Source organism: Sphingobacterium humi (genome assembly GCF_009768885.1).
Lineage (GTDB): Bacteria > Bacteroidota > Bacteroidia > Sphingobacteriales > Sphingobacteriaceae > Sphingobacterium > Sphingobacterium humi.
In genome coordinates this window covers 115,821-141,833 of sequence record NZ_WSQA01000002.1, presented here as the reverse complement: position 1 = coordinate 141,833, position 26,013 = coordinate 115,821, and the positions used below count along the sequence as shown (strand labels likewise).

Genomic DNA, 26,013 nt, shown 5'->3' with positions numbered 1-26,013 from the left:
TCACCTAATTAGTTCATGAATACTCCTTTGGTTTCCATCATCATTCCAGTCTTTGGCGTTGAACGATTTATTCAGCGATGCTTAGTTTCTTTGTTTGAGCAGACCTATCAAAATATTGAATATCTGCTTGTTGATGACGCAAGCAAGGATGGTAGTATGGACATTGCCAAAGCAACTTTGGATAAATATCCGCGTAGAAAAACGCAGGTAGAAATTATTAGTCATCCGAAAAACCAAGGTTTGCCAGCGGCACGAAATACAGGATTGAAAGTTGCAAAAGGTGAATATATTATACATGTAGATAGTGATGATTGGGTTGAAATAGACATGGTAGAACAAATGGTAAACCATGCAGTTAGCAAGAAGGCAGATATCGTTTATTCAGATTGGTATTTGACATTTGCCCAAAACGAACGCTACATGAAACAAGAAGCTCATACTAATGGAGAAGATTGTATTAAAGCGATGCTACAAGGTGGAATGCGATTTAATGTTTGGAATAAATTAGTAAAAAGAGATTTATATAGAGAAGGTGCAGTGGTGTTTCCTGTTGGAAAGGCAATGGGGGAGGATATGACGATGATAAAATTATTTGCATATGCTAAAGTCGTCAGCTATTTGCCGAAAGCTTTTTATCATTATTTACAAATTAATCCAAATGCCTATACTAAACAGGTGTCTTTGGAGCGATTTAAACAAATTGATTTTAATGCCCAAGAAACTATAAACTTTTTAGAAAGACGGTATGGAGATAAGTTCAATAATGAATCAAATTATTTTAAATTAAATGTCAAATTACCCCTTCTTATAGGTAATAATAAGACTTCATTTGATTTTTGGAGGTCTCTATATACAGAATCAAATCCATTTATTGAAAGTAATCCAACAACAAATAGACGAATAAAATTTATTCAGTGGGCAGCTTTGCATAAACTGGATTTTATAGTCCGGTTACATTATTTCTTAATTATTAAAGTAATCTATGGAATTATCTATAAATAAGAATTATTCTGGCATTAAGTCAGAACCCAGTAAGCTAAGTGTAATTATCACATCTATCTTACTAGGCATATTAGTTAGTACCTATTTTTTTCCTTTCGAATTTACTTTTCTTCCAAAGGGCTTAAATACCAAGGTCATCCTTGCTGTATTTGCTGTTTTGATTTTGGCGGTTCAATTCATTCGGCAAGGTGCGGTTCTTATTAATAAAGAACTATTTCCCGCAATAGGCATTGCAGTCATTTTTAGTATTATTGGTTTTATTTCTGTTGAGGTTAATAATTCCAGTGACCTTAGTTATGCAAATTATTGGATTTCTTTTGCCACTTGGCTATTAGGTGCTTATACCACAATTTTTGTATTAGAATTGTATCATAAAACCTTCAATTTCAAAACTCTTTTTCATTATTTAATTGCAGTATGTGTAGTTCAATGTTTTTTAGCCCTTTTAATCGATAATAATGAAACGGTAAAAACGATTGTCGACAGATACATTTCTCAAGATACAGTTGCTGATGTAAAATTTTTAAATGAGGTAGATCGCTTATATGGAATTGGGGCCGCTATTGATGTTGCCGGCACACGTTTTTCTATTATACTAATTGGATTATGTGCCATACTGAAAAATGAATTTGATGGAGAGAATAGAAGATCTTTAATTCTATTTTATTGGTTCTCCTTTTTTGTAATTAGTGTCATTGGAAATATGATTTCACGAACTACTACAGTGGGTCTAGCCATGGGACTGGGATATCTGTTAATAAGTTCAAATATTTTCAAAAGTGATATTCGATTCTCTGTATTAAAAAGTTGGGGGTTAATATTCGTGGTTTCCATTATTCTTCTATTATTGTCAATTTATTTTTATAACACCAACTTAGAATTTCGGGAACAATTAAGGTTTGGGTTTGAAGGATTTTTTAATTGGTTGGAAACAGGTGTTTGGACCACAGGTTCGACGGAAAGGTTGAATTCAGAAATGTGGAGATGGCCAGATATTGATGATTATCAAACCTGGGTTATCGGAAAGGCGCAATTTGCGAACTGGTTTTTTGCAGGTACTGATATTGGCTACTGTCGATTCATCTTTTATTCTGGTTTGCTTGGGTTAGTGACATTCTCTATCTTTTTTATTGTAAATGCGTGGATCTGTGCACTAAAATTTCCCAAATATAGGTTGTTCTTTATTTTTTTATTGGCATTAACTTTTATTATTTGGCTTAAGGTTTCGACAGATTTGTTCCTAATATATGCGCTGTTCTATTGCATGAATAATGAAAGAAAGGTAGCTCAATGAAAATAGTTTATTGTATTTCTGGAATTTTTAATTCTGGGGGAATGGAAAGGGTATTAGCCAATAAAGCGAACTATTTACAAAAACATGGCTATGAAATAGTAATTATTACAACGGACCAAAGAAACAGAAATACATTTTTTTCTTTTGACCCTCAGATTAAACATATTGATTTAGATATCAATTACGATTTGAATAACAATAAAAGCTTATTATCTAAAGTTTGGAGTTATCCAAGTAAACAGCGATTACATAAGAAAAAGTTGGAAGCAGCTTTAAAGGAATTAAAAGCTGATGTTGTTATATCTATGTTTGATCATGATGTAAGTTTTTTACATAGCATTTCTGACGGGAGTGAAAAGCTGTTGGAAATCCACTTTTCACGATTTAAGCGCATCCAGTATGGGCGTAAAGGATTTTGGGGAGCTATTGATCGATATAGAAGTAAGCAAGATGCTATTACTGCTGCGAAATATAAAAAGTTCGTCGTGTTGACTCAAGAAGATAAAAAGCTTTGGGGAAATATGAAAAATATGGAGGTAATCCCTAACGCTAATTCATTTGAGTCTGACATTGTTTCAAATTTACAACAGAAACATGCAATCGCTGTAGGTAGATTCGATTACCAAAAGGGATTTGATGAGTTGATTGACACCTGGAAAATCGTGAATTTAAGTCATCCAGATTGGGTATTGGATATATATGGGCATGGGCCATTATTACAATCTTATATCCAACGTATAAAAGCCTATGGATTGGAAAACGTGATTATACTCCATGAACCAGTAAAAGATATCAGAAATGCCTATTTAAATAAAAGTATGGTTGTTATGACTTCCAGGTATGAGGGGTTTGGAATGGTATTAATTGAGGCACAAGTATGTGGATTACCTTTGTTGGCATATGCCTGTAAATGTGGTCCAAGAGATATTATAGAGGAAGGGAAAAATGGTATGCTATTTCCTGTAGGGGATATAAATGGATTGGCAAAAGGCATAATCTCCCTAATTGAGAATAAGGAACTCCGAAAAACTATGGGAAAGGAAGCTAAATTAATGGCTTCTAATTTTTCAGAAGATAAAGTAATGCACTTGTGGATGAAACTCTTTGATGGTTTATCTGATTAATATTAAATAATAGAAGATTGATATTTTGGAAAAAAAGAAAACCATTGTTGTATCAGCTGTAAACTTAAATGTTGGTGGGACACTGACCATTTTAAGAGATTGTTTAAGCTATTTGTCCAGTTTAAATAAAGAGGGGGATTATAGGATAATTGCTGTCGTTTATGATAAGGATTTAGCATATTATCCTTACATTGAATATATTGAAAATAAATGGCCAAAAAAAAGCTGGTTAAATAGGCTCTGGTATGAGTATATAAGCTTAAATAAAATTTCCAAACAAATTGGTCCTGTTTTTCTTTGGTTATCCTTACATGATACCACTCCGAATGTAATTGCTGAGCGCCAAGCTGTATATTGTCATAATCCTTTTCCTTTCTATCATTGGAAATTTAAAGAAATCTTATTTGCTCCCAAAATTGTAGGTTTTTCCTTGTTTTCAAAGCTTATCTATCAAAAAGGAATTCATCGAAATCTATTTGTCATTGTTCAACAACAATGGATAAAAGATGCCTTTAAAAGGATGTTTGGACTTGCGAAAGACAAAATTATTGTTGCACTTCCTACGGAGAATTCAGACAATAATTGGTCTATCAAACCTTCAGAGGGTACAGTTGAAATACCATCCTTTATATACGCAGCTTCGCCAAACAGTCATAAAAACTTTGAATGTTTATGCGAGGCGACTCGCATTCTGGCTATAAACACAGATAGTGAATTTAATGTTAAACTCACTATAGATGGGACAGAGAATGCCTATTCAAAATGGTTGTATAAAAAATGGGGTTCTGTAAAACAAATAAAATGGGAAGGATTTCAAGATAGAAAAAGCATGTTCAAACTGTATAATGAGGCGTCTTGCTTAGTTTTTCCTTCAAAAGTAGAAACTTGGGGATTACCCATCACGGAGTTTGCTAGTTTTAAAAAACCTATGCTATTAGCAAATTTACCCTATGCCAAAGAAACAGCTGCCTCCACATCAAATGCTGCCTTCTTTAACTCGGAAAATCCTCAGGAACTTGCTGAGTTAATGCTAGCTTTTATTGAACAGAAAAAGGGTGTTTTTTCAACCGTTCCAGAGAAAAATCTAGAAGAGCCGGTATCAAAATCTTGGGAACAATTGTTTTCTATTTTATTAAAATAAAATATGATCTCCTTTGCTCTCCTTATTGTGTTTTTATATGCAAACGCATTGATTGTAACACTAAAAAATGGTGAAATCAAGCCTTTTTCTTTAGATCAAGTAAATAACCTAAAAGGTGTTTTAGCCATTTTAATTATCCTTTATCATTTAACAACTATAGGGCATGTGACTTTCTTATCTCCTTTTGATTTTTGGGGCGCACCTATAGTGTCATTATTTCTATGCATTTCTGGATATGGTTTATTAGCATCTTATCAAAAAAAAGGAGATAGTTATTTAAATAACTTTATCCCATCTAAAATATGGCGAATTGTCTTTCCACTATTATTGGTGACAGCTGTTTATCTGATTTTTGAATATTTAGATAAGCAAATGTTCCCCGAGGGAATCTTTCAAAATTTATTCCTTTACGGGATAACTCCTTTACCTTTTTCTTGGTATGCATATGCTATCATTGGTTTTTACTTGCTTTTTTACCTTGTATTTCTAAATTCCAAATTAGGATTATACTTGAAATTATTTATCCTCCTTCTCTTGACCGTTGCATTTATCTTTATGCTACGAAACTTAGGTTACGGAAGAGAATGGTGGATTTGTGCTTTAGCTTTCCCTACCGGGATGTATTATAAGTTGTATGAAGACAAATTATTAAAACTTACTAAGCAACAGAAATGGCCATTGCTGATTGTTCCGTCTATTTGCGTTTTGTTATTGCTTATTGTAAAAAGTAAAATCGAGCTTTTGTTTCCTTTAGCCTATGTTATTATTCCCATAGCTTTAGTTTATCTCGTAAGTTTTATTTCGCTTAAGAATAAGGTTTTATTATTTTTAGGTAGTATATCCTACGAAATATATCTTTTGCATGGCGCTTGGATGTTTTTATTAAGAGGTAAAACTATACATCTTGACAATGACTATATCTTTTCCATCAGCGTCGTTTTATTTTCTATTATTTCTGCCTTTATATTCAATCAGCTCGCAAAAAAAATATTAAACCCATGAAAATTCTGCAAATAGGTAAATTCTATCCAATCCGGGGAGGGGTAGAGAAAGTAATGTACGACCTCATGCTCGGTCTTTCCGCGCAGCAGGTTCATTGCGATATGCTCTGTGCTTCCACAGAAGACTATCCTGCTTCAACCATACAGCTCAATCCTTTTGCAAAACTCATGGTCATGCCTACCAAGGTAAAGCTTGCCGCCACCATGCTGGCGCCTGATATGATAGGCAAGCTGAGGAGCATCGCTAAAGATTACGATATTATCCATATCCATCACCCAGACCCTATGGCGACTTTAGCCTTGTTTTTAAGCGGTTATAAAGGCAAAGTGATGTTACATTGGCACAGTGATATCTTAAAACAAAAAATGTTGCTGAAAGCCTATAAACCCCTGCAAAACTGGTTGTTGAAACGTGCCGATCTTATTGTTGGTACTACTCCCGTATATGTTGCGCAATCCCCATTCCTCAAAAACTTTCAACATAAAATAGATTATATACCCATTGGTATCCCAGCCATGACCTATGACCAAGCCTCGGCCAAAAAAATCCAGGAAAGCTATAATCATCGTAAAATAATATTTTCCTTAGGTCGCTTGGTTGAATACAAGGGATTCCGATATCTAATTGATGCTGCCCGGCACTTAGATGACTCTTATGTGGTTTTAATAGGAGGGAAGGGCCCTTTAAAGGAGGAATTAGAGCAGCAAATCGCCGAATATCAACTTCAGGATAAGGTGAAACTCTTGGGATTTATTGCCGACGAGGATATCCCTAGTTATTATGGTGCATCCACTTTATTCTGCTTAAGCTCTATCATAAAAACAGAGGCCTTTGGTATCGTTCAATTGGAAGCCATGTCTTGTGGTAAACCAATAGTTTCCACGGATATCCCAGAGTCGGGTGTAAGTTGGGTAAATAAAAAAGATGAATCAGGACTTATAGTACCTATTGAAGACGGTTTAGCGATCGCAAATGCGATAAAAATCATTACCGAAAATAAGGAATATTTCAATAAATTAGTAGTTGCAGGAAAAAATAGATTTCAATCAAATTTTACCCTCGCCAATATGGTAGATAAAAGTTTACAATTATATAAACAGATTTTATCGAATTAATACGGATAGGTATGTTTGTGGCTTAGAAACAAAGGTTGTCACGACAATTTACAGTTTTAGATACTAGATATTACTTAACAATGGATGAAACACTTGGTCATCGAAAAATTCAAATTAACAATGAAGTTTTCTTTGCTGAGATTTTAAGCGATATCCGCTCAGGTAAAACTGTGAAAATTAATGTTATCGGTAACAGCATGCTTCCTTTCCTGCGTTATGGTGATCAGGTGCTGCTAGAGGCAGTCGATTTAGACAACATACAACCGGGAGATATTGTATTAGCCAGGTATAAAAAACAGTATATATTACATCGGATCCGCCGAATTAAAGGAGATACTGTTTTTTTAATTGGTGATAATAATTTACAACTTATTGAAGAGGTTTCAAAAAGTGAATTATTAGCCAAGGTCTTGCAAGGATTTCGAGGCCAGAAGCAGCTCCACTTGTATAGCAGAAAAAGTATCGTCAAATCGACATTATACTATTATTTACGTCCGTTGCGCCGTGTAGTTTCCAAGATCATTAGGTAATTAGTTATGAAGTTAAGAGCAGATTTAAAATTAAGGAATATTGCAGGCGAGTATATTATTGTTGATCCTGGACAAGACATGGTAGACCTGTCCAAAGTTTTTACTTTAAATGAGTCTGCTGTGTTAGTTTGGGAAGAGTTGCTTGATAAAGATTTTACAGTAGATACAGTTGTCGCTATTCTCTTAACTACTTTTGAAGTAGAACCTGAACTGGCTCGTGAAGACGCCGAAAAATTGTTAGCAGATTTTAAATCCGGCGGTTTAATCGTTGAATAAAATCATTTGATGAACGAACAAAAGATAAAACAAGTATTCTTTACTTTATTGCAGAGCGGTTTATGGAATAAACCTGTGCAACATTTGGAGAATTTCCCATTGTCTGAATCGGATTGGGAGCTGGTTTACCTATGGGCAGTTCATCAAACCGTGGAAGGCGTTTTATTCGATGGTATCCAACAATTGCCACAAAACTTACAACCCCAAAAATCAATCTTGTTAAAATGGATCGTCCGCGTCGAGAAGTTGGCGATGCGTAACAACTGGATGAATCAGATTCTTGTGGATCAGATACATTTTTTTAGCCAGATCCAAGTATCCCCAATTTTATTAAAAGGGCAGGGGCTTGCACAGTATTATGAGGAGCCTTCGCGACGTGTGTCAGGAGATATCGATTGGTATTTCGAAAATCGTAAAGATTACAGCAAGGTGGCAGCGGCTTTACATTCGAAAGACATCACAGTTCAAGAAGATGCGGGTTATAGCTTAAGCTATGTTTGGAATAACTGCGAAATCGAGCATCATCAACGGATGTTCGACCTTCATAACCCTTTTTTAAAGGGTTTTTTAGGGAAACTGGCTAAAAAGGAAGAACCGAAACGATTAACTCTGGAGGTTAATGAAAAGACTATTACTTTACCATCGGCTCTTGAAACTCTCGTGCAGGTGAATGCGCATATTCTAAAGCATTTATTATCCTTCGGAATTGGTTTGAGGCAATTGTGCGATGCGGCACGCGCCTATTTCAGCTTAAAAAACCAGTATGATGAGAGAGAGTTACAACAGGTTTATAAACGAGCAGGCTTGCATAAATGGATTGATCTGTTGCACCACATCTTGGTGAAAAACTTAGGCTTAGCAGAGTCCTATTTGCCTTTTGCCTTAAACAAAAATAATAACGCCGAATGGATGCTAGAAGATATCCTGCTGGCAGGAAATTTTGGATTCCATCATGAAGCCTATAAAAGCGAAGAACTTCGCGCAGGTAAAAGACAACAAATAGGTAAACGTTTGTTCTCAAGCTTTATAAAATATGTGCCAGTAGCACCCAAAGAAGCAATATCATTCCCTATCGTCCACTTTTTATCCCGGTTTAGCCATTAAGGTTATGAACAGTAACTTAAAATATCAGCTGAAATGGGCTTGGCAGTTGGCCGAAGGCTTCCACGGGAAATTGGCAATACATTTCCTGTTGGAATTACTTGTCATTGCCAGTTCGCTATACTTTATTATTCTCTCCAAACAAGCGATTGATTTTGCCATCGAAGGAGATCGGGCAATGGTCAAGATGGTGCTGATTATCGGAGTTGTTGTCGTGATATTAGGCTTGATCTTTAAAAGTTTATCGGTTTGGATCAATGAGAAGACTCGCATTAATATGTTGATCGATTTACAGAATCGTTTGGTTAAATCGCAAATGTTATCCACTTGGAATTACATCAAGAAGTGGCACAGTGGTGATATCCAATTACGGATTAACGCAGATGCCAATGAAGTTGTTCAAATGGTCGGGGCAACATGTATCGCTTCTGTATTAACTTTAATTCGCTTGATTGCTTCTTTCTTTGTGCTTTGGTCCATGGATCCCATGTTGGCCTTTATTATTTTAGCCATTACCCCCTTATTTATCTTTTCCAAGGTCTATTTTCGCAGACTACGTACCTTAAATCACAACTTGAAAACAGCAGAAAGTAAGCTTGCACAAGTTGTTCAAGAGAACCTTCGGTTCCGTATGGTCATCAGGGCTTTAGGTTTGCAACAGAATAGATGGCATAAAATTGAACAACAGCAAGCGTCTATTGAAGATTTAAAAGGGGATTTACTGACGTTTTCCATCAAATCACAAACCCTGTTAAAAGCAGCTGTTAATTTCGGGTTTTTATTAACCTTTATTTGGGGTGTTTATAAGGTGTTAGAGCAAGAAATTACTTTTGGGATGATGACGGCCTTCTTACAGTTGGTAGGCCGGATACAAACACCGGTATTGGCCTTAATGAGCTTTGTTCCCGTGTTCATTAAGTTTAGAACGTCTGTAGATCGGGTAGATGAACTATTAGGTACCGAATTGGAAGCGGAGGAACAACCTGAGGTTTTGCCTGATGTTGCTGCTTTACATATCAATAATCTTTCCTTTCAATATGAGGATAACCTCATTATCGACAACTTTACGATGAAGGCCATATCAGGGCAACCAACCGCCATTATCGGATCGAGTGGAAAAGGAAAAACTACGCTTATTCGCTTGTTATTAACGATGGTGAACCCGATTTCCGGACAGGTTTATTTAGAAGCAGCAGGCAAACGTATTCCATTAAACCGAAACCATCGGATAAATATTGCTTATGTTCCGCAAGGTGATAAGCTTTTTGCTGGTACAATCCGCGAGAACCTCATGATCCATCCAGAGATCACCGAAAATAAAATAAAAGAGGTGCTTTATTTAAGCTGCGCTGAATTTGTTCATCAGCTTCCAGAGGGTTTAGATACGGATATTGGTGAATCTGGATATGGTCTTTCTGAAGGGCAGGCCCAGCGCATTGCCTTAGCACGCGCCTTACTAAAGGATGCGACCATTTGGTTATTTGATGAAGTAACCTCCGCCTTAGATGCTGAAACCACCCAAACCTTATTAGATCGACTCCTGCTAGCAGGAAAGGATAAGGTGGTCATTTATGTAACGCATGATTTAACTGTAGCAGAGCGCTGTAGCCAAGTTGTTTATATGCAATAATTTATTGAATTAATGGAGAACAAACAACATAGAAATCAAGAAGAACAGTTGCACATTTACTATGTGGTGGCTGAAATTGCTCTGGAAATTCGATATCCAAGCCAGATCAAAATGGATGCTGTTCTCTATAACTTCAAAAGGTTTCAGGTTGAAGAAATTCCTGATGGAATGCCGGTAATTTCCTTCGATCTATTTTTAAATAACGTCCAACTACAGCAAGAACACTTTAAGCTGTTAAGTGATATCTCGATTGTGTGGGGCGATAATTTTAAGTTCTATGAATCGGAGCAGCAATATCTTACCCATATTGAAGGTTCCCAGGCTAATCAATCCGCTTCTTGGAAAATGCTCAGTAATAAAAACTTTTCGCAATCTGCTATCTATACCGATGGATCTATTGAAGCCGGTAATACGGCCTTAAGTTGGTTATTGATGGTTGCATTTGGCCAGTCCATTTTAAGATTTAATACCGCCTTAATTCATGCTTCAGTGGTGAAAAAGGAGGATAGGGCGGTTGCCTTTTTAGGAAAAAGCGGAACCGGAAAAAGTACCCATAGTAAATTATGGTTGCAGTATATTCAGGGATATGAACTCCTAAATGATGATAATCCAGCCATCAAATGTCTACCAAATGGTGAAGTGTATATATACGGAACACCATGGAGTGGCAAAACACCTTGTTATAAGAATGAAAAAGGGAGGTTAGAAGCCTTTATCCGCTTAAAGCAAGCCCCTTATAATCAAATGGAATCAAAAACCGGAAAACTTGCTTTAATGGCACTTTTGCCAAGTTTTACAGCCTTACGTTGGAATAATGAACTTTTTTCCTCCATGATTGGCTTATTAGAAAACATTATAGCAAGGGTATATGTTGGTGAATTAGCCTGTTTACCTAATGAAGAAGCTGCAAAGCTTTGTAATAAAGAAATTAAGAATAACAAATCATATAACTATGAATAAAGTTTTATTTTTTGGACTGTTGTGTTTAATGGCCTTATTAAATGCATGTTCAGTTGGCCAAAAGGTGGTCTATGTGAAAGACATGGGTGAAAATGTCAGTTATCCGATAGCGGAGGTTGCTCCCTTAACGATTCAAAAGAGTGATCGACTGAGCGTTTTTATAAGTGCAAAGAATCCAGAATTGGCAGCACCTTTTAATAATGAAATGGGCTCCTTTTCCGTACAACCAACAGGTGTTGTTACCCCTGGTAGTACACCTACAGCCATGAAAGCTGGATATTTAGTGGACCAGAGTGGAAATATTGAGTTTCCTATTTTAGGAACCATAGCCGTTGAAGGGAAAACCATTGAAGAAATTAAATCGATTATTCGTAATAAACTGATTGATGAAAAATACATTACAGCTCCCATCGTGCGGGTTGAATTAATGAATTTAAAGATCAATGTTTTAGGGGAAGTGGTAGGTGGTGGCCTGATTGAGGTGTCAGATTCTAAACTAACTTTAATCGAGGCACTCTCCCGTGCTGGAGGATTAACCTCAAATGCGAATCCTCAACGTATTACCATTGTTCGGGAAGAAGATGGACAACGTAAAAAAATTGTCACTGATATCGAATCCAAAGATGTATTTGATTCTCCAGGGTTTTACCTTAAACAAAATGACTTTGTTTTCGTAGAACCTAAAGAAAGTGAAAACACACCTAAAGAAGACCGTACATGGCGCTATGCTTCCTTTAGTTTAGGTCTAGTTACCATTTTACTTAGCGTTTTAAATCTTATTAAGTAATTTGCAATGAGTAATACAGCAAATAATTATCAACCTATTGAAGGTTTAAATGCACATAAGACGATTAATTTACTGGATATCGTAAATTATTTATTGCATTATTGGAAATGGTATGTTTTATCCATTCTAGTATTTACATCCTATTTTTATTATCAATATAGTAAATCGCCTTATGTATTTAGGCGTGCCGAAACGGTTATGATCAAAACCCCGGAAAATACGCCAACTTCCAGTCGGGTGACTCGATCTTCCATGTTTTACAATACGGTCAGCGTTGCTAGTGAAATCCTGCAGTTAAAATCAAAAGAATTGATGCGTCAAACTGTCACTAGTTTGCATGCCGATATCAGCTATAGCGAAAAACGAGGGTTAAGACAGGTTGAGCTTTATAAAGATGCACCCGTATTAATACATTTAATCCATAACAACAGTTATGAGGGTTTTGAATTTGACCTGAAAGGGATAGACAAGGAAACCGTTGAACTTTTTGGCTTCAGTAAAGGCGACCCTAGCGTACGTATAAAGGCCAAATTTAATGAAGAAATTCAAACCCCCGTCGGTAAAATGACCTTAACGGCAAATAATAACTATGATGAGTATTTCTTTGGCGAAGAGATTTTGATTAAGAAAATACCTTTAGAAGCTATGGCGGCCTATTTCTTAAGCAACATGACCATTCAACAATTGCAAGATGATGCCAATTTATTGGAAATCAGCATTCAGGATGGCTCGCCAAAAAGAGCCGATGATATCATCACCAAGATGATTGAGGTGTATAATGAATTAACCGTTATTGATAAAAATCAAATCGCGAACAACACGTCTAATTTTATCAAAGAACGGTTACAAATTATTGAAAGTGAATTAGGGTCTGTAGAAAGTGATATCGAAAATTTAAAATCCAGAAACCAGGGCATTGATGTAGGAACCGCAAGTGAAATATACTTGACCGACAGCCGCCAGTATCAGGCTGATAAAAATAAAATTGAAACCGATATTAAGTTGGCCAATATGATGCGGGATTATTTACGCTCGGCTGAACGCACCAAAGATCTAATCCCCAATAATACTGGATTAGTAGATGCCAATGTCGAATCGCAGATAAATGAGTATAACAATATCTTGCTAAAAAAGAACCGATTAGAAGAGGGGAGTAGCAGCGAAAACCCGATCGTAAAAGAATTGAATCGCGATCTTTCTTCGATGCGGGGTAATATAAACCGTGCGGTGGATAATGCTGTTGAGGGTTTGCGTATTAAATTGACGAATGTCGATCGGGAGTATAGAAGACTAACCGGCAAGGTCATGGAGATTCCGAAAAAGGAAAGAACCATGTTATCGGTTGAACGTCAGCAAAAAGTGAAAGAGGAGCTTTACCTATTCTTACTTAATAAACGGGAAGAAAACGCCCTTAATCAGGCGATGACGGAAGATAATATGCGTATCATCGACCCTGCAACGGGTTCTGGCGCACCCATATCACCAAGTAAATTCAGGAAAGTTGGATTAGGTGTTGGATTAGGATTTTTAATTCCTACCATTATTTTGTTAGCCATGCTGATGCTAGATACGAAAGTTAGGGGTAAAGGAGATCTAGAAAATGGCCTAAGTATTCCGGTGATGGGTGAAATTCCATTAGCAGATAATAAAAAGTCTACATCGGATGTGAAAGTATTTGAAAATGGACGTGATCCATTAACAGAATCCTTCCGAATTTTACGTACTAACTTGAGCTTTATGAGCCCTGAAAGCCAAGGAGCCAAAGTGATTATGCTGTCATCTTCTAGAATTGGCGCAGGGAAAACTTTCTCCGCTTTAAACCTTTCAGCTACGCTGGCCTTTTTAAATAAGAAAGTCGTATTAGTCGATTTAGATATTCGCAAAGGAACATTAAGTTCGAAATTCAATTTAGAGGTAGATAAGGGGGTAACCCACTATTTGGCTAATCATTCAGTAGACTTATCAGAAATTATTTACCCGACCAATTTATTGAATGATTATAATGTTGATTTAATCCCGATTGGCGTACCGGCACCTAACCCAGTAGAATTGTTACTCTCGAAGCGCTTGGACGATCTATTTGGTCAATTGCGAGAAGTATATGATTATATCGTGGTCGATAGTGTGCCTATTGAAATTGTTGCCGATGGGTATATCTCAAATCGGGTGACCGACTTAACGCTTTTTGTTATTCGTTCCGGAAAGATGGATAAGCGTCAGTTGCCAGAAATTGAAAAAGTATATCAAAACCATAAATTAAAAAATATGGCTGTTGTCCTGAATGGAGTCAAAGAAGACCCTCGATCATACGGATATGGCTATGGTTATGGTTACGGCTATGGTTACGGCTATGGCTATGAAGTGCAAAAAAAGAAAGGATTTTTTTCTAATCTCTTTAGGCGCTCTTAGCGTCTGAAATGCTTTTCCGCTAAGTTATATAGCCTCCCTGTATTTTTATAAAGCTATCGCATGATGGCTAGTTAGTAGAAATATTGGGAGGCTTTTCTAGGTACGACTGCATACTCTCTTCTCACATAGTACCTTTTCATTCCCCTTTCACTCCCCTTTCACACCCGTATCAATCCCCTTTGCAATAAGGTTTATTACGCTTAAGTAAAAGGAGTGATCCGTTTTATATGTTACATGAAGGCGAAGGTATTTGCTTGGTTTCCTATCGGTTAACTATCCTTATTTAGATTCGTTAATAGTCAAGTAAACATCTTGTCATTTAATTACTACAATAATAATTAAGTTATAGTAAACATGCGTTATCATGCGTGTTCTCTTCTTATGTTTGCATTATAATTACAATATATTAATAATAATTTAAAATGTAATTAGTCATTTATGCTATGAAACAGAAACGCAACCAAAACCTGCCTTATCATGCGCCACGAATTAGTTGGTCCATTATTGAGTTAGAACAAGGAATCGCTAGTTCTTCTGCGACCTTTACGCCTGGTAATGGACAACAAGGAAATTCAACACCAGAATATCAAGACTGGGAAGTGGAAATAAGTTCGCAAAACAAAGATTTCTAACCTATGAATCAGCATCTATATATGAAAAAGAAAAGCATTCGATTAATTAAACTCCTTTGCTTGCCGATGGTATTATTTGCTATTTATAGCTGTGATAAACCTAGCGTCCAAGAGCAAATTAACCCGCAAGACCTGACAGACTTAATCGTGTCTGTTGGCGGGGTGGAAGAGGTGTCTATGCAGGATGAGGAGCCGATGGCTTCTGCAGCGCTGTTAAATCGCGAAGGGATCCAAAGTCAAAGCAAACCACAAGTGCAATCCTTAGAAAGTTATGATGTGGTTTCTGAGCTAATAAAAGCCCCCATAGCCCAAGGTAAGGTGGTATTGGCAAGTCGTTCTTCCCAAGAACAGGGAAAAGTGAACGGCGCGAAGGCCTTAGCCATGGATCCGGGAATGAAGTATAGGTTGTTATTGTATATGAGTGATGGCAAGTTTGCGGGATCCTACCATTTGACTTCTGGTACAGAAACCAAAATTGATGTGGTGAAAGGACATCCATACACCTGGATTGCTTACTCCTATAATTCGACGGATGATGTGGCTGATGTAGCTGATCATAATAACCCGAAAATTCCTACGATTCCTGGAAAAGAAATGTTGTATGCAACAGGTTCCATTACGGTTACCGGTCCGGGACAAGTGAATAAACCTTTACGGGTATATTTCCTTCAGAAATTGGGTAGGGTAGGCGTACAGTTACATGCTAGGGGTATGTTTGCTGGTATTCGATCGGCGAATGTGACCTTAGGTTCCGATAGTTATTTCAAAATGGGAACTGTCAATTTGAAAACGGGTGACATTGAAAATCTGCAACCTTATACCGTATCGGGTCCATTGGATTTCCAAAATCTGGAAACTGATTCGAAAGATACCATTAAAGTGGCTTATTTCTATACCGCGGATATGGCAGCAATTCCGAACTTTGAATACACCTTAAACAACTTTGTCCTCAACCTGGATGATAATTCCACGCGTACATTTACGAGTCCGGCTAGCTTCAGCTATAACATTAGCCCCAGTGTCGGCATCAGTAAAATTGCCAACTTAAATATGCTGGAGTCTCCTTTAACGGTAGCTGGAGTTCGTTGGGCGAGGACGAATTTGTACTTCTCCTATGCCGATAGAGCGTACCGCTTTCGGCATAAAATTGGTTTTGAATATCCCCGAGGAGAAGAGGATTATTGGAATTTCAAGGCGCCATTTCCAGATGGAACTATTGGAAAACAAGATCCTTGTACACGAGTTTATCCTTTAAATGTTTGGCGCATGCCGAATCGTGATGAAATTCAAAAGCTTGTTGCTGTAGACGCAAGTTCCTTGCGAGAATTGAAAAATGATTATGTAGAGTATGTGGCAACAGGGGTTGCAGCACCTTATCCAAGCAATAAACTAAGAATCAATAAATTTGGTTTCCTCCATGTGATTGCTGGCCTTTTTACTGTTTCGGGTGAAAAAACCGATGGCTATTTTTGGTCTTCAGAAACGGGCTTCTTAGGCGGTGCAATGACCGGGGTTTATGGCTACCGTGTTAGCGATAATTTAAGCGTTCCACTTTTTGGTGAAAACGTGTGGGAGTACTGGGCGATATCATCCTGGGGTGGTAAGGAGAACATTCGTTGCGTAAGAAATTAAGAATTCATCTACCTGTGTTTATATATTAATTTAATATTTTCAATCCTCAATTAGGTCAATTAACTAACTACTTAAGGTTTATTGTTATAACATGTATAATTAAATCGACCTTTTATGTAGACATACATTGACAAATGAAAATATAGACAATTATTCCGTATGGCTATTTCTTCTTAACAAATTGTGTAAACAACTAATGTAATAATTAAATAGATGTATGTTAGTTTATAAATGGAACGCGATAATTAAGAAATGTAGTTGATTATTTACAGAATTCAATTTTAAATATTTTGTTTAACGAAAATATGTATCTTTAGTCGATTTTAATACATCTTTTTCCCGGCTTATATTTGTTGCTGTTTATTAACGGAGTGCAAATTGTTATTCACACTAACTGTTCAATCTCGGTAAACATGCAGTAATAAAGCAAGCTCTGGATGACATGCTCTTCCAGAAATTGTAATCTAGTAAGTGTTTAAAAATGGGAAAAATGGAATTTCAAAAACTAAAGTATACACGGCCAAGTGTTCTTTGTGTATCGCTTGAACTTGAACAAGGTATTGCTACCTCATCAGCAACAGTTACACCTACAGGTTCAAATAAGCCATACTCGCCCGAAGTGGAAGAGTATATCTATGATGATAACCAAAGAACGAACGGACTGTTCTAAGAGGAATTCGTTGGATGTTTATAATATAATATATCAAACCAAGATGAAAGTATTAAAATCAATTATTGCACTATCCTTCCTTGCCGTAGCAATGGGGTGTAACAGGGATACCAATACCGAGGTGAATCCAGATGATTTGACAACGCTTCAAGTAGATGTGGCGGGGATTATTGATGAAGAAGAAGGAGTGTGGGATAATCAAGGTCAGGCAAAAGCAAATGCGCAAGAAATAACAGCTGGATTAAAAAGTGGTAAAAAAAGCCAAGTTTTTTCTATGGAAAGTTTAGATATGGTTCCTCGTGTAGAACGAGATACACAGAATAGAAAATCTATTGTTCTTAAAAGTACAGCAAAAGGTGCTGGATCGGCTAAGGGCGTGAAAGCTGTTGCCATGACTGCTGGAAATAAATATCGGCTTTTCTTATTTAATCCGAACGGAAGCATTTATAAATCGGTACAAGCTATTTCCGGAACACGGTTAAATATTCCTGTGGTTAAAAATGTAGCATATACATGGGCGGCATATACCTATAATAACACAACGGATGTGCCTGATATTACAGGTACCAATAACCCAACAGCAAGAACCTTGCAAACCGGAAGCTTTTTGCATGCTACAAGTGGTACGAGCACCGTAACAGTAACTGGAGCTGGAGCCCAAAACCGTTTGATTGCGATTGCTTTTAAACGTAAAAATGCAGCAATGAATTTTACATTTAATGGAGCTACCTCCTTAAATCGGAAAATAAAAAGTATAACTGCCCAATTGGTGAATACCAATGAATTTTATACAGGTGCTGTAAACTTAAAAACCGGAGTTGTGTCCGATTTACAACCGTATACCGTTAGTCAATTAAACTTTGTAACCTTGGCTAGCCCCAATTACGAAGCGGGAACACAATGGTATTATACAGCCAAAACAGGCTCGATTGCTCCATCTATTAAGGTAACGAATTTAGTTTATAAGGATGGTAGTGGTGCTGATGTGGTACTAAATAAGCCTGTTACTGTATCGTTCAATCCTTTTAATGTAGCGCCTAATTATGCTTACCGCACCGTGATTGACATGTATGAAGGAGGTTTAGAAATAGATGGAATAACTTGGGCGCGCTATAATTTACATACGCCGCAAACAAGAGTTAATAAATTTCGTGACACCTATAGTTATACAGTTTTACAAAGAACACAAGATTATTTTGGTGTAGAGGAGATTTACTCCTGGGATGGTATTTATAAAGGAGACCCTTGTTTAAAGGTAGCTCCCGAGGGGACTTGGATTACACCTTCTAGGGATGATTTTAGAAAACTATTAAATCATTCCTCAACTGTGAAAGCTACAGGATCCGACTTTTATGAGTTTACAACTGCTCAAAATGAAAAGTTCAGAATTTACACCGCAGGATATTATGAGTTTTTCTTGGGCTGGTTTACCAATGGTGTAGGCAATCGAGGATTATATATGACTACCGACCCTGCGGTACTTAACACATCAAGTTATGCTTTAAGTTTTTATAAAGCGAATCCAAAAAGTCAATTTACATTCGATGTGATGTCAGCTGCAACGGGGAGAGCAACGGTGCGATGTCGTAAAAAATAGAATTTTAGTAAATAAGCTGCCGAAAGACAGGGGGTTTTCCGGCAGGTATCCAATCAATTTTTAATATAATGATGAAAAAACTAGTAGCGTTAATTATTACATTAACATCCCTACATTTGGGATATGCCGAAACAGAACCTAAAGAAGGTGAACCTTTATTGCGCAAACCAAGCCGTGCCTACCAATTTGGAGGTATTCAAGACAACTGGTTTGTTGGGGTAAATGCCGGTGGGGCTATTTATTTCGGTGACCATGATAAACAAATGGATCTTGGTAAGCGTATATCGCCTAAATTTGAGGTATATGCCGGCAAGTGGTTTGATGATAGGTTTGGTGCCCGCCTAGGTTTAGGAGGTTTCCAATATAAAGGAGCTACCCAAGACCCAAATTTAGGGACTGGAAAAGTATGGGATGCTTCCCAAAACCTGCAATATCAAAAATTCAATTATTTAAATGTGAACGCCGATTTTATGTTCAACTGGTTAAATGATGTGAATGGTTACAGCGAACAACGCTTGTACAGCCTTATTCCTTATGCAGGTGTAGGCTTAATGATCGGCATAGATCATACGAAAAAAATGCGTGTTAGCCCATCTTTGGGTATTTTGCAAACCTTCCGTTTGAGCGAATCTTTGGATTTAAATATTGATGTCAGAGGTAATATCCATGGTGATGGTTTTGATGGTGAATTTGGCGGTAGAAATGCCGAAGGTTCATTAGCAGCCCTAGTTGGCTTGAATTTCAAGATTTGGTAAGCAATACAAGAAAGTAAATTTCATTTAAATAGTTGATAGTCTTGGTTCCTTTTGGGCCAAGACTATTTTTTGTTAAATTTAACTACAGTATCAATTTCATTAAGCCTATGTATGCGAACAGAATATTTCTTTCCTCTCTATTTTTATGTATAGTTAGTTTGTTGCTGTCCTGCCAATCCAGCACTAACTTAAATTCAGATAAGGGTAATCCTTCAGAATCTGGGTTTCACCTTCCAGAAGCTCCGGCGGTGCTGACCGATCCGCAGGACAAACTGAATTACGTTTTTGAGCATTATTGGGATCATTTTAATTTTAGTGATACCAGCACACAATTTAATAATGGTACGGCTGAGCAAATATTGGTCGATTACTTGGCGATGTTTCCTCAGGTCTCTATAGATAAATTGGAAACCGGCATTCCCCAGTTTTTGGATCAAGCAAAAATAGAACCTACAGGTTTTGCGTTTTTTCAACAGAAATTAGATAGCTATTTATACGACCCGAATTCCCCGATACGAAACGATTTATACTACGAACCGGTACTGACCTATTTCACGTCATCTGACCGGGTTAGCGCGGCAGATAAAGAAAAATATAAGGTGCTACTAGATTTAGTGAAACGCAATAAAGAGGGTACAAGAGCAACAGACTTCAGCTTCTTATTAGGCGATGGGTCAACGTCCAGCTTATATCAAACGGATGCTGCTTTATTATTGCTTATGTTTTATGAACCAGGCTGTAGTAACTGCGAAGAGACATTTGCTGCATTAAAGGCTCATGCAGGCATTCAAGACCTCATTAGCCATAAGCATTTACAAGTTTTGGCGGTTTATCCTGATGGAAATATGGATATCTGGAAAAACTATAGGAATCAGGTTCCTGCTAATTTTATCAATGCCATAGATGAGAAGCAGGCGGTTCTGAGTCAAGGACTCTATGATTTGAAAGCCTCACCAACGATTTATTTATTGGATAAGGATAAAAAAGTGATTCTAAAAGATACGGATCTTAACGGTTTTGGAGAGTATTTGAGTACAGTAAGTTTCTAAAATTTAACACTTTCAAGATCTAACTACTAAGTCCAAAAACTATATACTAAAAAAGCTCATCTTTCGATGAGCTTTTTATCCAAGTACCTAGGGCGGGAATCGAACCCGCACTCCCTTAACGGGAACAGGATTTTAAGTCCTGCGTGTCTACCAGTTCCACCACCTAGGCAACTGAGCGAAAGACGAGATTCGAACTCGCGACCCCAACCTTGGCAAGGTTGTGCTCTACCAACTGAGCTACTTTCGCTTGACGTGCTGCAAAGATAGAGAGAAATTTGATTTCCTAAAATTATTTTTGAAAAAAAATGGGTTAAATCTTACAAGTGGCTGTTTGTCAAGTTCAATAGTTTTATTTTACGCCCAATCGGGCGCTTTTTTTTCTGTAAATCTTACATTAAACAGCCTTAATGAGCCTTATTCGGCTTTTATCTTTTGAAAGATCAAATCGTTTTCATAGCCTTTTGCTTGTAAATAGCGTATTAATTTTGCCTTTTCAGGGAGAGTAAGACTGCCAAGTGGTTTATTTGTTTTCTTGGCAATCAATTCTTCTAGCTTTTCCTCGTATTCATCCAGATCGATTTCACGCATGGCTACTGAAATAAGGGGTTTGGAAACCCGTTTCAGCTTTAAATGTTGGATGATCTTAACTTTACCCCAGGCTTTCATGCGGAATTTCCCCAAAACAAAAGCTTTAGCGAAGCGTTCTTCGTTCAGGAAGTTATCGGCAATAAGATCGGAGATAATGGATTCCACGTCGCTTTGATGAAGCCCCCAACTGTACAGTTTATCGCGTAGCTCTTGTTGCGAGCGTTCCTGATAGGCGCAATAACTCTCGGCTTTACTCTTGGCTTGCAGGGGCGTATATTTCTTTTGTTTTCCAAATCCTTCTTCCATAATACAAATGTTCAAAAAATGATGAACTTAATAAAAAAATGATGAAATTCGTTCCATATTTATTTAAAGATGTATACTATTGATTTAATACGTGAGGTTTTAGAAGTAAAAGATGATCGATTAGCGAATTACAATCAACAAATTACTGAACTAGTATACGACAGTAGAAAGGTTAATCAACCGGAACAAAGCTTGTTTTTTGCTCTTACTGCCGCACGTGATGGGCATGACTTTATCTTAGATGCTTATCAAAGAGGGGTTCGTAGTTTTGTAGTTTCCCGCCTAACAGCGGATTTAGAGACCTTAGCAGCGGTCAATATCCTGCTGGTTGCAGATCCATTAGCGGCGATGCAACGTTTGGCAACCTACCATCGTCTTCAATTTAAGGGATTGCTGGTTGGCATTGCAGGAAGCAATGGCAAGTCCATCGTGAAAGAATGGCTGCATCAGCTCTTGGGCCATGACAAGCAAGTTTACCAAAGTCCGAAAAGCTATAATTCCCAATTAGGGGTGGCCTTATCCTTATGGAATTTAGGGCCACAATATGATATTGCTTTAATTGAAGCCGGAATTAGTGAACCTGGAGAAATGGAAAGACTACAGGAGATTATTCAACCTGACCTTGGCATATTTACCAATATTGGTGAAGCCCATGCGCAGTATTTTGAATCCATACAAGCCAAACTACAGGAAAAGTTGAAACTATTCCAACATGCCAAGGCCTTAATAGCGGGATCCAAGTATATACAGAAGGCTATGTTGCCTGAGTGCTTGGACTGGTACAGCTGGGGAAGTTTGGAATCTGATAGCCTATGTGTATTGGATCAACATACCTTAGCAAAGGGAACCGCGCTTACTATACTGTTAAAAGGTGAGGAATACAGTTTTGAAGTACCCTTTACCGACCGGGCATCCGTCGAGAATTGCCTCACCTGCAGCACCGTTATGTTGTACTTTCAATATAGCATGTCTGAAATCATCAAGCGCCTGCAACTATTGCGACCTTTAGAAATGCGTTTGCAATTGAAAAAAGGTATCCATAATTGCTCGCTGATTGATGATTCCTATTCGAACGATTTAGCATCCTTGCAGATATCCTTAGATTTTCTCTCGCAGCAAAATCAGCATCAAAAGAAAACCTTGATTCTTTCGGATATGGAAGGCCTACAGCAGACTGCTAAATTTCAAGATAAAGTAGTGAGCCTAATTAATAGGGCGAACCTGCAACGATTTATATGGGTAGGACCCGAATACCCTTGGTTAACCTCCTTAGCTGTGCCTGAGATTCATCTCTTTGCCGAAACGACAGCCTTGCTGGAATCCCTAGATAAATTGGCTTTTAAAGAAGAAAGTATTTTAATCAAGGGCGCCCGTGCCTATCAATTTGAGCTATTGGTGCAACGCTTAACCCTGCGCTCGCACGGTACCGTCTTAGAAATAAACTTAAATGCCTTGTCCCATAACCTTATGCATTACCGATCCATGATTCCTAATCAGGTGAAGTTAATGGCCATGGTTAAGGCTTTCTCCTATGGTAGTGGCAGTTTTGAGGTGGCTAATCTCTTGCAGTTTAGTAAGGTTGATTATTTAACGGTTGCCTTTGCCGATGAGGGCGTAGAATTACGATTAGGGGGCATCCAATTACCTATTATGGTGCTGAGCCCGGACAGCGATACCTTCCAAACACTATTGCAATATAACCTAGAGCCTGAGGTTTATTCCATGCGGTTTCTGGAGGAGTTTATGAGTTTTCTTAAAGATGTAGGTAAAACTGCATATCCTATACATTTAAAACTAGATACAGGTATGCATCGACTGGGATTTTTGCCCAACGAAGTACCTGCCTTGCTTAGCCGATTACAAACGCAGGAAGAAGTACATGTACAATCCTGCTTTACGCATTTAGTAGCGTCGGGAGATCCAGAGCAAGATGCTTTTACCCAACAGCAAATCGACACCTATAGCCATTGTGCCAAACAACTGGAGGAAGGGCTGGGTTATACCTTCATTAAGCATGTAGCCAATACCTCCGCCATTGTCCGTTGGCCACAGGCGCATTTTGATATGGTGCGTTTAGGAATCGGCCTTTATGGCGTTGATATGGATCATACACGCTCAACTATTGAAAAGGTAAGTACCCTTAAAACGACGGTAACCCAGTTGAAGGATTTGCCACAAACGGAAACCGTAGGATACGATAGGAAAGGGGTTTTAACCCGCGATAGTCGAATTGCTACGGTAAAAATTGGGTATGCTGACGGATATAATCGTAAATTTGGCTACGGTATCGGTAAAATGAAGATAAACGGGCAGCTAGTACCCACCGTTGGCACTATTTGTATGGATATGTGTATGCTAGATGTCACGGATATTGAGGTAAAAGAAGGCGATGATGTGGAGGTGTTTCCGGATATTATGGCGGCGGCCAAAGCGATCGATACGATACCTTATGAGTTATTGGTCAATATTGCGAGTCGAGTAAAAAGAGTGTATTATTTTGAATAAGTATGTTGCGTAAGATTTTTCAAAAGTTTTTCTATTATTTAATCAAAGGAACTTTGGTGGTAGCACCTGTTGCAGGGGCTATATTCGTAATTGTTTGGTTGGTGGCTACGCTCGACGGGGCCTTGAATATTACCGAGCATTTCTTGGAAGATGAAAGTGGGCACCCCTTGTATATTCCGGGGATCGGTATACTTTCCGTTATCCTGTTATTGGCCTTGGTCGGATTAATATTCACCAATTTAGTAACAGCACCTATTCGCAGTTGGATGACCCGCACCATCAACAAGATTCCTCTATTTAATACCTTATATTCTTCGATCAAAGACTTTACAGAGGCTTTTGTAGGCGATGCCAAGAAGTTTAATGAACCGGTATTGGTTGATGTCAATGAATATGGACTGAAGAAGGTTGGTTTTCTGACTCAAAAGGATTTGCAAGCGATCGGTCTTCCCGGTGAAGTAGTGGTTTACTTTCCGTATTCCTACTCGGTTGCAGGGCAGGTGGTTATCATAAGCTCCGAGAAGGTACATAAATTAAATATGTCGGCAACAGATGCCATGAAACTAGTGGTGTCAGGTGGTGTAAGTGGTTTGGAAGGAGGGAAGGAGAAACGTGATGTTCTGGAATAAAGAAAGCAAGGAGAAACAGGCTATGCAGCAAGAGAATCTTCAGCTTGCTGCCCGATTATCCTATCAGGAAGCCCGTTTAGATCATCAGCTTTGTCAACAATTTCTAGCACGACAAGATGCCGATACAGCGGCAAAGGATGCATTCTTGGCTTGGCAGAAAACCTGCTATAGCTATCCTGAGCAAGAACAATGGACTATTGAGGAGGAAATTAGAGCCCTGGAAAGCTATATACAGTGGTTTGCCTCTTTACAAGCTGAACCCTTCTTTTTCAAAACCAACTATCAAATCGAAGATCCTACACTACTAATTCAGCCATTAATTAGCTTAGCTTTGGTTCAGAATGCTTTAAGAAACGGGTACAACAGCATGGAAAACCATCCGGTTAAAATTCGTATCAAAGTAGCTTTTAACCAGTTCACGATGGAAGTTAGCAACCGTGTCAATCATTATTTGGAAGATCAGGCTAATAATATACTCATCAAGAATTTCCAATCGCGGTTAGCGTATTGCTATCCCGGCGAGCAACATAGCCTACTTATCAATAGCAATAGTAATGTCTTTAAGTGCTTTTTGCAGGTAAAGCTTGCCCTGTAAGAGCGGCCCGATCCTTTTTTCATTATTAATCTCTTTTTCCATCGCGCAAGCAATTTCACCCATCAATTGTTTTACTTAAAAACAAAACCTAGCAAGTATGGAAAAGAAAAAGAATATCCATCAGATTATGCTGGAAAGCAATGAGAATATTGAAAAGCTGCATAATCTCGTGAGGAAAACAATGGAGGAAGAAGCCCTTATGGTCGACCGATTAGTTCATCCACCCAAGGAAATTCTGAGCCCGGGACAAAAAATATCCGATAAAGTCGCTCGTTTTGGTGGCAGCTGGACTTTCATCCTTATTTTCACGCTTATTCTAATTGTTTGGATCATCTACAATAGCCAGGTGCCTAGCAAGGATCAATTTGACCCATTTCCCTTTATCCTCATGAACCTAGTGCTTTCTTGTATTGCAGCACTTCAAGCACCCATTATTATGATGAGCCAAAATAGGCAAGAGGAAAAGGATAGGATGCGTGCAGAAAACGATTACCTGGTCAATATGAAGGCAGAGCTCGAGATCCGAAGCCTACATCAAAAGATGGATATGCTCTTGGAAGAGCAGTTGAAGGCACTATTTGAGTCGCAGGAAACCCAATATAAGCTAATTAAAGAACTTTGTCATAAAATTGACGCCTTGGAGAAGGGGGATGCAGGTAAAGGCAAGAGTTAGGAAATCATTCA

Annotated in this window: 23 protein-coding genes and 2 tRNA genes; 22 read left to right on the top strand and 3 right to left on the bottom strand. The window is 38.0% G+C overall.

All coding sequences use genetic code 11. The features are described 5' to 3' along the window. Positions 1 to 15 precede the first annotated feature (15 nt). The 18 genes from GQF63_RS03005 (at position 16) to GQF63_RS02920 (ending at position 20,706) form a co-directional block, all read left to right on the top strand. Positions 16 to 1,002 (top strand): glycosyltransferase family 2 protein, encoded by a 987-nt coding sequence (locus tag GQF63_RS03005; RefSeq protein WP_160367633.1) that lies wholly within the window; start codon positions 16 to 18, stop codon positions 1,000 to 1,002. Beyond that, positions 983 to 2,296 (top strand): hypothetical protein, encoded by a 1,314-nt coding sequence (locus GQF63_RS03000; RefSeq protein WP_160367632.1) that lies wholly within the window; start codon positions 983 to 985, stop codon positions 2,294 to 2,296. The genes GQF63_RS03005 and GQF63_RS03000 overlap by 20 nt, the downstream gene beginning before the upstream one ends. Beyond that, positions 2,293 to 3,420, top strand: coding sequence for a glycosyltransferase family 4 protein (locus tag GQF63_RS02995; protein ID WP_160367631.1), 1,128 nt, complete (start codon positions 2,293 to 2,295; stop codon positions 3,418 to 3,420). Before GQF63_RS03000 ends, GQF63_RS02995 begins: the two co-directional genes overlap by 4 nt. Before the next feature lie 25 nt (positions 3,421 to 3,445). Further along, positions 3,446 to 4,561, top strand: coding sequence for a glycosyltransferase (locus tag GQF63_RS02990; protein ID WP_160367630.1), 1,116 nt, complete (start codon positions 3,446 to 3,448; stop codon positions 4,559 to 4,561). A 3-nt stretch (positions 4,562 to 4,564) separates the two neighbouring features. Further along, positions 4,565 to 5,563: an acyltransferase family protein gene (locus GQF63_RS02985; protein ID WP_160367629.1), complete on the top strand. Its 999-nt coding sequence runs from the start codon at positions 4,565 to 4,567 to the stop codon at positions 5,561 to 5,563. After that, positions 5,560 to 6,678, top strand: a complete 1,119-nt coding sequence (locus GQF63_RS02980; protein WP_160367628.1) for a glycosyltransferase — start codon at positions 5,560 to 5,562, stop codon at positions 6,676 to 6,678. The genes GQF63_RS02985 and GQF63_RS02980 overlap by 4 nt, the downstream gene beginning before the upstream one ends. A gap of 80 nt (positions 6,679 to 6,758) precedes the next feature. After that, positions 6,759 to 7,208, top strand: coding sequence for a S24 family peptidase (locus tag GQF63_RS02975; protein WP_160367627.1), 450 nt, complete (start codon positions 6,759 to 6,761; stop codon positions 7,206 to 7,208). Positions 7,209 to 7,214: 6 nt separating this feature from the next. After that, positions 7,215 to 7,484 (top strand): PqqD family protein, encoded by a 270-nt coding sequence (locus GQF63_RS02970; protein WP_160367626.1) that lies wholly within the window; start codon positions 7,215 to 7,217, stop codon positions 7,482 to 7,484. Between the two features lie 9 nt (positions 7,485 to 7,493). Then, a complete protein-coding gene (locus GQF63_RS02965) occupies positions 7,494 to 8,588 on the top strand; it encodes a nucleotidyltransferase family protein (protein WP_160367625.1) in 1,095 nt (364 codons plus the stop codon). A gap of 4 nt (positions 8,589 to 8,592) precedes the next feature. Then, positions 8,593 to 10,215, top strand: coding sequence for an ABC transporter ATP-binding protein (locus tag GQF63_RS02960; protein WP_160367624.1), 1,623 nt, complete (start codon positions 8,593 to 8,595; stop codon positions 10,213 to 10,215). Between the two features lie 12 nt (positions 10,216 to 10,227). Continuing rightward, the gene (locus tag GQF63_RS02955; protein ID WP_160367623.1) at positions 10,228 to 11,175 is read left to right on the top strand and encodes a hypothetical protein; all 948 of its coding nucleotides are present in this window, start codon (positions 10,228 to 10,230) and stop codon (positions 11,173 to 11,175) included. Then, positions 11,168 to 11,962, top strand: coding sequence for a polysaccharide biosynthesis/export family protein (locus GQF63_RS02950; protein ID WP_160367622.1), 795 nt, complete (start codon positions 11,168 to 11,170; stop codon positions 11,960 to 11,962). The genes GQF63_RS02955 and GQF63_RS02950 overlap by 8 nt, the downstream gene beginning before the upstream one ends. Positions 11,963 to 11,968: 6 nt before the next feature. Further along, positions 11,969 to 14,371, top strand: coding sequence for a GumC family protein (locus tag GQF63_RS02945; protein ID WP_160367621.1), 2,403 nt, complete (start codon positions 11,969 to 11,971; stop codon positions 14,369 to 14,371). A gap of 443 nt (positions 14,372 to 14,814) precedes the next feature. Beyond that, entirely contained in the window at positions 14,815 to 15,003 is a 189-nt protein-coding gene (locus tag GQF63_RS02940; protein ID WP_160367620.1) for a hypothetical protein, read from the top strand. A 21-nt stretch (positions 15,004 to 15,024) separates the two neighbouring features. After that, positions 15,025 to 16,635 (top strand): fibrobacter succinogenes major paralogous domain-containing protein, encoded by a 1,611-nt coding sequence (locus GQF63_RS02935; protein ID WP_212592450.1) that lies wholly within the window; start codon positions 15,025 to 15,027, stop codon positions 16,633 to 16,635. A 713-nt stretch (positions 16,636 to 17,348) separates the two neighbouring features. After that, a complete protein-coding gene (locus GQF63_RS02930) occupies positions 17,349 to 18,902 on the top strand; it encodes a hypothetical protein (protein ID WP_160367618.1) in 1,554 nt (517 codons plus the stop codon). A gap of 68 nt (positions 18,903 to 18,970) precedes the next feature. Further along, positions 18,971 to 19,657: a hypothetical protein gene (locus tag GQF63_RS02925; RefSeq protein ID WP_160367617.1), complete on the top strand. Its 687-nt coding sequence runs from the start codon at positions 18,971 to 18,973 to the stop codon at positions 19,655 to 19,657. Positions 19,658 to 19,764: 107 nt separating this feature from the next. Next, positions 19,765 to 20,706 (top strand): DUF5106 domain-containing protein, encoded by a 942-nt coding sequence (locus tag GQF63_RS02920; RefSeq protein WP_160367616.1) that lies wholly within the window; start codon positions 19,765 to 19,767, stop codon positions 20,704 to 20,706. An 84-nt stretch (positions 20,707 to 20,790) separates the two neighbouring features. On the opposite strand, the gene GQF63_RS02915 is transcribed toward GQF63_RS02920, so the two are convergent. The 3 genes from GQF63_RS02915 to GQF63_RS02905 form a co-directional block, all read right to left on the bottom strand. Beyond that, a tRNA-Leu gene (locus tag GQF63_RS02915) sits at positions 20,791 to 20,875 on the bottom strand. Positions 20,876 to 20,880: 5 nt separating this feature from the next. Next, a tRNA-Gly gene (locus tag GQF63_RS02910) sits at positions 20,881 to 20,953 on the bottom strand. A 167-nt stretch (positions 20,954 to 21,120) separates the two neighbouring features. Then, the gene (locus GQF63_RS02905; protein ID WP_160367615.1) at positions 21,121 to 21,600 is read right to left on the bottom strand and encodes a regulatory protein RecX; all 480 of its coding nucleotides are present in this window, start codon (positions 21,598 to 21,600) and stop codon (positions 21,121 to 21,123) included. A 69-nt stretch (positions 21,601 to 21,669) separates the two neighbouring features. Here GQF63_RS02905 and GQF63_RS02900 point away from each other — a divergent pair, with 69 nt between their 5' ends. The 4 genes from GQF63_RS02900 (at position 21,670) to GQF63_RS02885 (ending at position 26,002) form a co-directional block, all read left to right on the top strand. Continuing rightward, positions 21,670 to 24,105, top strand: coding sequence for a bifunctional UDP-N-acetylmuramoyl-tripeptide:D-alanyl-D-alanine ligase/alanine racemase (locus GQF63_RS02900; protein ID WP_160367614.1), 2,436 nt, complete (start codon positions 21,670 to 21,672; stop codon positions 24,103 to 24,105). Between the two features lie 2 nt (positions 24,106 to 24,107). Continuing rightward, positions 24,108 to 24,734 carry a DUF502 domain-containing protein gene (locus GQF63_RS02895; RefSeq protein WP_160367613.1) on the top strand — a complete coding sequence of 209 codons (627 nt, stop codon included), beginning with the start codon at positions 24,108 to 24,110 and terminating at the stop codon, positions 24,732 to 24,734. Continuing rightward, a complete protein-coding gene (locus tag GQF63_RS02890; RefSeq protein ID WP_160367612.1) occupies positions 24,721 to 25,329 on the top strand; it encodes a LytS family sensor histidine kinase in 609 nt (202 codons plus the stop codon). The genes GQF63_RS02895 and GQF63_RS02890 overlap by 14 nt, the downstream gene beginning before the upstream one ends. Positions 25,330 to 25,426: 97 nt before the next feature. Further along, positions 25,427 to 26,002, top strand: a complete 576-nt coding sequence (locus tag GQF63_RS02885) for a DUF1003 domain-containing protein (RefSeq protein ID WP_160367611.1) — start codon at positions 25,427 to 25,429, stop codon at positions 26,000 to 26,002. The last annotated feature ends 11 nt before the right edge of the window (positions 26,003 to 26,013 follow it).